This window comes from Calothrix sp. CBUCES-K 9914, from assembly GCF_059640475.1.
The window spans coordinates 29,177-40,636 of sequence record NZ_JBXXZH010000009.1; the positions used below are offsets into that span (position 1 = coordinate 29,177).

Consider the following 11,460-nt stretch of genomic DNA (forward strand, 5'->3'; position numbering starts at 1 on the left):
TATATTCTACTCGTTTGCAGTATAATGTGAAGACGTAATACTTCGCGCCAAGTCCGGATAGAAGCTTCTTTCCTTCCGAGCTTTGCTTTTGAGTTGGAACAAATTATCGATTTGATAGATATATAGTGAAGGATTAGTGGTGTTAGAAACTAAACTACTAGAAGAAGAAAAATTCTTAACTTTTCATTTAGGTGAGAAAGATACGGCTGTAATTTCTTTATCAAATATTACAGAAGTATTACAAGTATCTCCTTTAGAAATATGTGGTGTGCCACAAATGCCTAGCTGTGTTGCTGGTATTTATAATTGGCGTGGTGAAATGCTATGGCTTATAGATATCGAAGGTATGTTAGGCTATGAGCCATTATCCAGAAGTCATAACATTGCTTCTAAAATGATGGCGGTTGTAGTTAATAACGAAGGAAAATATTTAGGACTTTTAGTTCGTCAGTTGATGGATATTGAATCGCTTGACACGGGTTCTTTAAAACCAGCCAACCTTGATTTATTTTCACGAAAAATCGCTCCTTTCCTATCTGGCTATTTCATTGATGCAAATGAGCAAATGATTATTAGTTTAGATGCGATGGCTATCATTGAATCCTCAATGTGGAATATTCATAAGTAGGGTGCGTGACGCCATAACAATCACGGAACAAAACTGATGAACTAGTAGCGTCATGCACCGCACCAGAGTAAGGTGCGTGAAGGCACCTGATGCGAGCTTCGTTTCAGAATTGTTGGTAGCCTTCACGCACCTAGCCCTGTCAAGGTGTACCACTTGCGTACTAGCTGGAAGCCTTATTTTTACGTTGTACCCCCAACCCTGAAATATAAAATTGAGCGCAAATTTTGTTTTTTGCTTTCAAATTTTAATCAGTGAAAGGCTAAAACCCTTATAAATGGGTAGTACTCATGCTCACCTTGACAGGGCTACCTTCACGCACCCTACTTCCCAACGATTGAAAATTAATAATTTGTAGGTGCTTTTATTATGACAAGTGTGTATCAAGGAAATGGACATAGTTCTGCTGAACAAACTGAAGTAAATAACGCAGATAATGCCATGAAAACACTTTCTAACCATGATGTAGCGGAATTGGCGCCACATTATAGCTCTAGTGTTGATAGTCCTGAACAACAATTCAAGATGTGGCGCCATATGTTCGCGCGTATAACATCGGCAATAAATCAAGCAGAGGATATTAATGCTCTAACTACAACTCTTGTGCAAGAAATCCGGGAAAAACTAGAATGTGACCGTGTTCTTGTTTACTGTTTTAATTCCGAGGATTCTGGAGTTGTTGTTGCTGAATCTAGAAGTAATAAATGGACACCTGCTCATGATGAAGCTTTACCTGCTATTTTGTTTGGTTTGGAAACAAGCACAGAATATTTGGAACCTGTAATTATTCAAGTTGAGGATAATTTAGTTGAGTTGAGAGCTTATCAGATGCAGTTGCTCAACAAATTCCAAGTTAAATCGAGTTTAAGTTTACCTGTTGTTATTGAAGGAAAGGTTTGGGGTTTAGTTGTAGCTCACAGTTGTGCAACCGCACGCTCTTGGCAAGAATCAGAAATTACCTTACTTTCACAGCTTTGCGCCGAATCTAAGAGTAAACTAGTTGGCTTTGAGTATCAAAAGCAACTTAAACGCCAAGAAGAAGAGCATCAGTTCTTCGTTAAAGTTATTGATAAAATTCAACGCACGTCAAGTCTAGACCGAATTTTTCAAAGTTCTACGCAAGAAATTCGCCAAATGCTCCAATGCGATAGAGTCGCTATTTATCGCTTTAACCCCGACTGGAGTGGTGAGTTTGTCGCTGAATCAGTTGCTGGTGGTTGGATGCGTTTAGTTGGGAATGATATCAAAACCGTTTGGGAAGATACTCATCTCCAAGAAACCCAAGGTGGACGTTATAGGCGCCATGAGAACTTGATCGTTGACGACATCTATAAAATGGGTCATGCACCCTGTCACGTTGAGATTCTCGAACAAGTTGGAATTAAAGCATACGCAACAGTTCCTATATTTGCAGAAAATAAACTGTGGGGATTACTAGCAGCTTATCAAAACTCTACTACTCGCTCTTGGCATGAGTGGGAAGTTAAATTACTAGCTCAATTTGCGGCAAATTTTGGCGTTGCGGTAGTGCAAGTTGAGACGCTGCAACAAACACAAGAACAGTCCAAACAACTCGCGCATACTGCTGAAAGTCAACAAAGCTTGATTGCTTTAAATCGTAAAATCGGCGAAGCTTTGATGGCAAGTGTTACAGATACCTCACTATTCGACAGTATTCTTCAAACTACGGTTGTGGATGTTCGTCGCTTGTTAAAGGCAGACCGAACAGTCGTTTATCGTTTTAACGCTGATTGGAGCGGTGAATTTATTGTCGAATCAATCGCTAAAGGTTTGATTCCTTTTAGAAGTAAACCAGAAATTGACCAAGCACTGTTAAAAGAGAACGGTCACTGTGACTCGATACGCAATCTTGCTAATGTCTATAAAAATAAAGACACTCATTTGCAAGATAGTCAAGGTGGTCGCTATAAGCAAAAAACAACTTTTGTTGTCAACAATGTTAAAGAAGCAGGTTTCCCACCCTGCTATATGGAACTTTTGGATCAATTTGAAGCCAAAGCTTATCTCACGGTTCCTATTTTCAGAGAAAATAAACTTTGGGCATTTTTAGCAAGCTACCAACACTCGGCGCCTCGTACATGGGAAGCGTTTGAAGTTACGATGATGGAGCAAGTTGCTGCACTTTTGGGAGCAGCAATCCAACAAGCTGAAACATTCGAGAAATTGCAGCAACAATTGCAAAAAGCGGAAAAATTAGCCCAGTTAGATTCTTCTGTGACTACAATTATTGACAAAATTCGCCAGTTGCTTGATGTTGACTCTATTTTCAGTACAACTACTAAAGAGATTCGTTCTTTGCTAAATGCAGACCGAGTTGCTGTTTTCCAATTCAAACCTGACTGGAGTGGTGAGTTTGTCGCGGAGTCAGTTAATGGTAACTGGGTGCGTTTAGTTGGATCTAACTACAGACAAGTTTGGGCAGATACCTATTTGCAGGAAACTCAGGGTGGACGATATCGTAACCGTGAGTACTTTATTGTCAATGACATATACGCAGTGGGTCATGCTGATTGTCATATTGAAATATTGGAACATTATCAAGCGCGTGCGTATGTAATTGTACCAATTTTCCAAAAAGATAATCTGTGGGGATTACTCGCTGCGTATCAAAATAGCGGTACACGAGAGTGGGAGGAAACAGAAGTTAACTTGTTGCTGCGGGTTAGTGACCAGCTAGGTGTTGCATTGCAGCAAGCAGAGTATTTACAGCAACTCCAAGCACAATCAACACGAGTTGCCGAAGCTGTAGAACGTGAAAAAGAAGCCAAGGAATATCTACAAAAAGGTGCCATGCAACTTCTTTCTGCCGTTCGTCCAGCATTAAACGGGGACTTAACGGTACGGGCGCCAATCAGTGAAGATGAGCTTGGTACAATTGCAGATGCATATAATAATACTCTGCAAGCACTACGTCAAATCGTCGTTCAAGTACAAGCAGCAGCGCAACAAGTCGCGTCAACTTCGAGTCAAAGTAGTGCATCGTTGTCGGGACTGACAAATTTAGCACAACAGCAATCCAAAGAACTAAACGAAGCTTTGGGTGAAATTCAGCAAATGGTAGATTCGACGCAAGCAGTTGTGGGTAACGCTGAATTAGTACAAGTAGCAGTACAGCAAGCTAACCAAACCGTAGAATCGGGTGACGCAGCGATGAACCTGACGGTAGAAGCGATTCAAGGAATTCGCGAGACAGTTTCTCAAACGAGTAAAAAAATTAAGCGTCTTTCTGAATCTTCGCAGAAAATTTCCAAAGTTGTGAACCTGATTAGTAACTTCGCGACTCAAACCAACGTACTTGCGCTGAATGCAGCAATTGAAGCAACACGCGCGGGAGAATACGGTAAAGGATTTGCGGTAGTTGCGGACGAAGTACGCTCGTTGTCGCGTCAGTCAGCTGCAGCAACGATTGAAATCGAGAAACTCGTGCAAGAAATTCAAGAAGAAACAGGTGAAGTTGCGGTTGCAATGGAAACTGGTATTCAACAGGTAGTCGAAGGTACAAACCTTGTTAACCAAACCCGGTTGAGTTTGAATGCAATTGTGGTAGCAACTGCTGAAATTAGTAAGCTATTGCAACAAATTACTGATGCGACACAAGGGCAGATGTTGCAATCTGTATCAGTAACAGCTTCGATGAAAGATGTAGCCAAAATTGCAAATAAGACTTCAGCGGAGGCAAGTAATATTACTACGGTCTTTAATCAACTTTCTGAAATGGCGCAAGAGTTGTTGTCTAGTGCTAGCAAGTTTAAAGTACACTAAGTTAGGAGTTCTATTAGTAAGTCACGCATATTACTTTCGCTTCTTGTAAGGTGCGTGACGCTACTGGTTTATTAGTTTTATTTCGCGATTGTTATAGCGTCACGCACCCTACATATGATTACAGATGCTTCTATTAGAGAGCAGGGTTATATTTACTTTTTAACCGAAGCTCCAGAGTTATTACAGACGATTGAGGAAGAACTTTTTAGTTTGGCTGATGATTACAGCACTGCTAAAGTTCATAACTTGATGCGCGCGACTCACACACTTAAGGGTGGTGCCGCGAATGTTGGACTCGATGTTATTAATAAGGTTGCTCACTCGCTTGAAGATATTTTTAAGGCACTTTATAATCCTGATGTGCCAATTGATGCACAGTTGCAAACGTTATTATTTCAGGCATATGAGTGCTTGCAGTTGCCTGTAACTGCTCAAATCACTAAAACTACTGTTGATAACGACGATATTCTTCAACGTGCGGCTTCAGTGTTTGCTCAGTTGCAAGAAAAACTCGGTGATGCTTTTGGTGCCGAGGTTTATATACCCACTTCGGAAGAGTTGGGGTTTGATATTGTTTTATCAATATTTGAGACGGGTGTTTCGCAACGTATCGATAGTATTGCTAAAATATTGGAGGCGCCACCTGATAATCAAGAACTGGCGGAGTTTTTACGCTCTCAAGCTGAAGTGTTTTTAGGGTTGGCAGAATCTTTAAATTTACCTGGGTTTGGTGCTATTGCCCAAACAATTGTAACTGCATTAGATGTAAACCCTAGAAATGCTCTCTTCATTGCTAAAGCGAGTTCAGAAAATTTACAGCAAGCGCGCACATCGGTGTTAGCAGGAGACCGTACACGTGGGGGTGAACCCTCAACTGCATTACTACAGTTATCTCAAGGTACATCGTGTTCTAATGTAGATAACCAAGTAGATATCCAAGAAAGGGGGGAAGCTATACAAATACAAGATAAATTTGAAGAAACAAGCCGAGTTACAGCTTCATCGAAAGAATCATATTCCCTTAGAAGCGAAGTAGAAAAACTATATAGTTTTATCACAAATCCAGATTCATCTCAAGAAGAACCTTTAAAACCTGCAACTGCTAAATTCTATTTAAAAATAATTCGCTATATTCTGGGATGGTTTAATCACGAATTAAATATTTCTGAAAAAGAATTGACTTTATCTCTATTAATTCCTAAAAAAGGAGTAGATAATGTTGTTGATTATATTGAAAACTGGTTGAGTGAGTTTTGGCTGTTTTTATACGATAAAAATGATACCCCAAGTTTATCAATATATCGTCAAGGGATAATTATGAACGTTTTACTTAGCGTTGCTAAATTTAGATACGCTCTTGTAGACACTGGTTCACCTATTATTGAATTTATCCAAAGTCGAATCAAGCAACTCGCACAAGATTATAAAAATCATCCTCCTGTTACTGCTGCTGAAAAAAATTGGAGCGACAGCCCCAAGTTACAAACTTTACTTGAGATTAAAGAGTTATCTACGGCGCCTGTTGAAGCAACTCAAAGCGGTATTGAAGCTATATGGGGTGATGAAATTACCGCCACGTTTGGTAGTAATGTTGCTGAAACCGCGATTCAAGATACTAACTTTTATCAAGAGGGATTTGTTACTAGCATTGATTCAGATGCTAACACAAAGTTACAAGCAGAAGAATATGAAATTGACGATACGGTTAGTGATACAGTAAGAAATCTTGTCAGTGCAGAGAATAATGTTAGTGTACAGCAAACTGACAAGCCAAAATCACAATCTACAAACAATAATAATCTTCGTCAACGTTCATTTGTAAGAGTTGATGTGGATGGACTGCAACGTCTTAACTATCTTGCGGGAGAACTGTTAATTTATCAAAAACGTCGAACATTGCAAGATGAACAACTACAACAGATTATTGAGCAATTATCTCAACATATTCAAAGACATCAAGCAACAATAAACGAACTACGTGATTTACCGCTTCAGATGCAGTCGCATAAAAACCAAGCGACGACAAAGAAGGTAGAATCTATAGATTTTGATTCGCTGGAAATGGATGACTACAGCGAATTTTATATGACGCTGCATACAGCACAAGAAGAGACGCTGCAATTACAAGAAATAGCAGAGTCACTTGATTTTATACTACGTCAATCGACACAAGTTCATGATAGAAATCAAAATTTAACGATTAATATCATTGATAATATTGTAGAAGCTCGAATGGCACCACTGGCAAATATCTTAAATCGCTTCCCTCAATTAGTAGGCAACTTGGGGAATGTTTACGGAAAGAAAGTTGATGTTAAACTCAGTGGAACTCAAGTACTAGTTGATAAAGCGATTTCTGAAAAGCTCTATGACCCGTTGTTACATTTAGTACGCAATGCATTTGACCACGGTATTGAGGCGCCGGAGATAAGACAACAAAGAGGCAAGTTTGAAATTGGGGTGATTGAAATTCGGGCATATCACCAAGGTAGCCAAACAGTTATTGAAGTCAAAGACGATGGTCAGGGGTTAAACTTCGAGAAGATTCGCTCTAAAGGTGTTGACCTTGGTTTAATTTCTAACACGATTTATCCTACCGAGGAAGAGCTATTAGAACTGTTATTTTCTCCTGGGTTTTCAACGGCTGGTCAAGTTAGCGAAATTTCTGGACGTGGTATAGGTTTGGATATAGTTCAAACCCAGTTAAAAGCTCTCAATGGTTCAATATCAATTTATTCTCTCCCCAACCAAGGAACAACGTTCGTACTCAAATTACCATTTTCTATGACTACCGACCAGTTAATGATTGTTCAAGCAGGAGGTGCGGTGTATGCCTTACTGTTAGATAGTATTGAAAAAATCTTGCTGCCATCAAGCGACCAAATCAAAGAATTTGAAGGCAGAAAAGTTCTGCATTGGAATACTGGTAATTTGGAGCGCATGGTAGGCTTGCGTAACTTATCTGACTACTTGTACTATAATGGTTCATTTAGAAGCGGCACCGACTTTAAGCACGGTACTATAGTTCAAGAGCGTGAAGAAGTGGCAAACCCAGTATTGGTGCTGCGGCGCAATCAAGATATATTTGCCTTAGAAGTTGACCAAATTATTGGTGAGCAAGAGCTTGTAATTCGTCCTTTAAATCCAACTATTGCCCCTCCAAAATTTATCTATGGCTGTTCGAGTCTTGCCAATGGTAATCTTGTATTGGTAATTGATGGTTCATTACTTTTAGAAACGAGTGAAATGCAAGCATCGTTAGATGTGGTGTCATTATCAGCATCTTTATCTACGAAGAAAAAAGCTTTGCCGATGTCAGCAACAACATCATCAGTACCAATGCTTGCTCCTTCAAACGAAGATTCTAAGTCTTTTGGAGGCGCCAAGATTTTACCTCAAGCAAAACCAACGAGTAGCAAGAAGAAAAAAGTAGTATTAGTCGTTGATGACGCGATTAGTTTACGGCAAACATTATCTTTAACCTTACAAAAAGCTGGTTATCAGGTTGTACAGGCTCAAAACGGTATCGAAGCAGTAGAACAACTACAGCGTCATCCCGAAATCGAACTAGTTGTTTCAGACTTAGAAATGCCACGTATGAACGGCTTTGAACTACTTTCAAATGTCCGTCAAAACACTACTTTATCTGAAAAACCAGTAATTATTTTGACATCACGTAGTGCAGAAAAACACCGTAAATTAGCCGAAGCATTAGGCGCCACTGCTTATATGACTAAACCATATTTAGAGCATGAGTTCATTGCTACAGTTGATGGCTTAATCGATAATAACGTCGAAGGTTTAACACACTTATTCGTCAAAGTTTAACACCCCGTGGCACAGGCGTCCCCGCCTGTGCAGTAATGGCAACGGATTATAAACGGATGTAACGGATGGTTTATTCTTTTGTTTGTAACGGTAGATAGAGGAATAAAGGGATTTATACTGGGGTTATTTGGTAAAAGTTGAGTTATTATCTCTTGAATTATTGAAGTATTTTTTTGAGATTTATGCTCAATAGGATTTTTGAAGTTATTCTTACTGAGTTTTATTTCTAAGACTGATTCTAATTTTCTAAATAGCTTTGTGGACTTACCTGTTACCTCTAACTCTTGAGTTTTGTTAATGGATGTGGTGTTATCGATATTATTTCCATTTAAACCGTCCCTCTATATTATTGTCTTGTAACCATCGCATTACAGCAACAGCGCATTCGTCACATTTATATGGCTACTCCGAGTCCTATCTCTCCTGCTTCAAGTCCTTAATCCTTGCTCCCGCAACACTTTATCAACCCAAGCAGCATTCGTTTCTGATAAGTTGGGAATTGGTTGACTACTATAATCAAGTCTGAGGTCGTATCCTCCTTGGTCATAGATTTCATGCACTAACTTTTGTAAATCAACCACAGGTTCTGTATCTTCTGAGCGTAAGGGTAAAGGAAACTGGGGAATTCTATCTGGAAGATTAAACGCATAAAATTCTGCTTTTGGACGAGTATCACTTCTGCTGACTAAAATGCGATAATTACTCTCAACTTTTGGACTCAAAATTGGCATTGGTTTTCCTTGAGGGAGTAGGTCAATTTCTACCAAATGAGTTCCACTACTAAACACACTTTGCCGTTTATTTTCGTATTGTAGGCGCCCAACGGCTGATAGCTTATTCTTAGGCGAGAGAATCTCAATGGTTGTAATAACTTCCCCAGTTTCTACTGAGCGAATTTCTAGATAACCTTCGGTTAAAATTTCTGGTATGGGAATTGTTGCTTCTATTGGCTGTGCAGTCGCAGCAGCAACAGCAACACTGGAATCAATAGTATTAGTTGCCTTTTGTACACGTTGTACTGAGACATCAGGAACACCAATTAAAAGAGATTCCTCTCCACTGATTTGATAGACTCGCTCCTCAACAGCAACAATGTACTTAGGTCGAATGTGGGGAGCTAAGTCATTGGCAATTGCGGTAATCAATCTATGGTGAATACCCGACCATAAAGATGGATGCTCCAAATAGGGATTCATTCCAGAAAAGGGAGAAGGCATAGTTGATTCCCTTGTATATTGCCTATAAGCAGGCTAGCAAACATTATTTTATTGTACAATACGTAGAGCCAAATTTAAACGGCGCCTCAAAAGTATGTGTAGTAGTCGTAGCATTACTACAGGCGCCTCGGTTAATAAGCGCCATTCTAGAAGATGACGGCGTGTATGTACGCTTATTTTTCGCAAACAAAATATTTATTACTGTGGGGAAAGAATTGTTAAAACTACGGTAGTATCAAATAGAACGAGCAGCAAATATAAAGCTACAACGTTAACTGCTATTAATTTATAGAATAGGATGTGCAATATAGTTACGCTCCAGATGTCTCCACCTTGTATGCTTTAAGCTTTAATAATTTGAGAACTAAAAAGCGCCGTATAATTGTTTACTCCTCAATAACCACCAGTAAAGTTTCTTACCACAGAGACTTCTAGGGCACAGAGGTGAGAGTCCCAGAGATTTAAAACTGGCGCCTGTTGCATAAACTTGGAAAGCCAAACATGTAAATGTTTAGATGAGTAAGGATAAGAACTTACAACTCTATTAACACGTAATGTTTGTGAGATTTACTATGAAAAAGCTAACGATTATTAGTTCCGCAATTGCATTTTTATGATTGAGTAACGTTGCTACTTTAAGCAACACCATAATCAGTGTATTGCCTTTTAAAAGCAGGTTGTAGCCCTAATACAATATCTTCTCTTGGCACTCCCATTTCAACTAATTCTTCTGCTGGGTTTTGCTCGGTTAAATTCTGCTGAAGCCATATTTTCCCATTTTTAATGTCGAAATGTATTATACTTCTATAAATCCGATTAAAACCTTGCCAACCAACATTCATCCACTGATAATGGTCTCGTTCAGTATCTAAAATCAGTTGTACTTCTACATCTGTATCTGAAGAGTCATCATTAGCGTAACGAGTCACGAGTGTTTTTACGCACTCTCTATATTTCTCTACTTTATCCACTGTACAATCTCCTCATTGGCTGGGTCATATACAATTAGCAATAGCTGATATTGTTTTATCGCCATTTGCGTAAAATCAAACTGAAAAAAGGTTTTGTATGTGTCAATTGGGACAGCTAAGTATAATACTCGTTCTGGTTGAGTTTCTGCCAATGCAAGCCGATAACTTAGAAACTGCCCTAAAGCTGCATAAAAATCTGTTATAGCAGAAGGATTTAAGAAACTTTTAATCTCAATCGCTATTTTTTCATCTCCTTTCTCTGCTGCAACAACTCTATCTGCTGCTAAATCAATCCGAAAGTTAACATTTCCAAACTTGAATTTCAGCGGGTCATCTGTAATCACCCACTACTCTTTTTCCAAAGCTCGCCTTACTGCTTCATGAAAGATATCCTTCGCTGACATGATTGAGTTTTATCAAGAGAATGTTTAAAAGATTATCCACTAATATTCTACATTAATCAAACACTCAGCAGTCAGGCGCCGCCGAAGCGTTGGTTGCCATGTTTTTACCGAAATATAGTAAGCGTGAATATTATATTTGCGTTACCGAAAAATCTGTTATTGGAAATGTAGTTTTGTATATTGAACACAAAATATTAGAGTTACTATGTTAAAACAATCAGTTATATTGGCAGCGTTGGCTACTACTCTTGTTTCTGTTGCTGCAACTGCTCAAAGTTCTGCTCGTTCCGGTTATCGAGTTGTGAATGTCAAAAACTTTGTTACCCAAAATCAATTATCTAATTCAAATCCGAATCAAGTTGCGGTCAAGTTATTCGCTGATACGGAAGAAGCAGAGGGAAGAAAATCAGAAAATGTTGAAGTTAACTATCCAACGCGCGATACGGCTGTAGTATTGATGACTAAGGAAGGTTTGGCTGATGATTCTGTTGCTGCTATACGTCGAAGAGTGGAGATGCAACGTACTCAAAGTAAATGGCAGGTTACTTGGGTTGGGGAGCAGAATAAATGTGCGAGAGGACGCGGAAGTCAAACTTGGAGTAGTAGGCTTTGTTCTTAATTATTAGTTTATT

Annotated in this window: 7 protein-coding genes; 4 read left to right on the forward strand and 3 right to left on the reverse strand. The window is 39.1% G+C overall.

Going from position 1 to position 11,460, the window contains the following annotated elements:
* Positions 1-139 precede the first annotated feature (139 nt).
* The 3 genes from AC2JBO_RS03480 (at position 140) to AC2JBO_RS03490 (ending at position 8,236) form a co-directional block, all read left to right on the forward strand.
* Positions 140-628: a chemotaxis protein CheW gene (locus AC2JBO_RS03480; RefSeq protein ID WP_496952229.1), complete on the forward strand. Its 489-nt coding sequence runs from the start codon at positions 140-142 to the stop codon at positions 626-628.
* 366 nt (positions 629-994) lie between these two features.
* Complete coding sequence (locus AC2JBO_RS03485; protein WP_496952230.1) at positions 995-4,408, forward strand: GAF domain-containing protein; 3,414 nt, start codon at positions 995-997, stop codon at positions 4,406-4,408.
* A gap of 114 nt (positions 4,409-4,522) precedes the next feature.
* Positions 4,523-8,236 (forward strand): hybrid sensor histidine kinase/response regulator, encoded by a 3,714-nt coding sequence (locus tag AC2JBO_RS03490; RefSeq protein ID WP_496952231.1) that lies wholly within the window; start codon positions 4,523-4,525, stop codon positions 8,234-8,236.
* A gap of 428 nt (positions 8,237-8,664) precedes the next feature.
* On the opposite strand, the gene AC2JBO_RS03495 is transcribed toward AC2JBO_RS03490, so the two are convergent.
* The 3 genes from AC2JBO_RS03495 to AC2JBO_RS03505 form a co-directional block, all read right to left on the reverse strand.
* Entirely contained in the window at positions 8,665-9,453 is a 789-nt protein-coding gene (locus AC2JBO_RS03495) for a DUF4058 family protein (protein WP_496952232.1), read from the reverse strand.
* Between the two features lie 635 nt (positions 9,454-10,088).
* Positions 10,089-10,424 carry a XisI protein gene (locus AC2JBO_RS03500; RefSeq protein ID WP_496952233.1) on the reverse strand — a complete coding sequence of 112 codons (336 nt, stop codon included), beginning with the start codon at positions 10,422-10,424 and terminating at the stop codon, positions 10,089-10,091.
* Positions 10,412-10,768: an element excision factor XisH family protein gene (locus AC2JBO_RS03505; protein WP_496952234.1), complete on the reverse strand. Its 357-nt coding sequence runs from the start codon at positions 10,766-10,768 to the stop codon at positions 10,412-10,414. Before AC2JBO_RS03505 ends, AC2JBO_RS03500 begins: the two co-directional genes overlap by 13 nt.
* Positions 10,769-11,033: 265 nt before the next feature.
* On the opposite strand from AC2JBO_RS03505, the gene AC2JBO_RS03510 reads away from it, so the two are divergent.
* Complete coding sequence (locus tag AC2JBO_RS03510) at positions 11,034-11,447, forward strand: hypothetical protein (protein ID WP_496952235.1); 414 nt, start codon at positions 11,034-11,036, stop codon at positions 11,445-11,447.
* Positions 11,448-11,460: the final 13 nt, after the last annotated feature.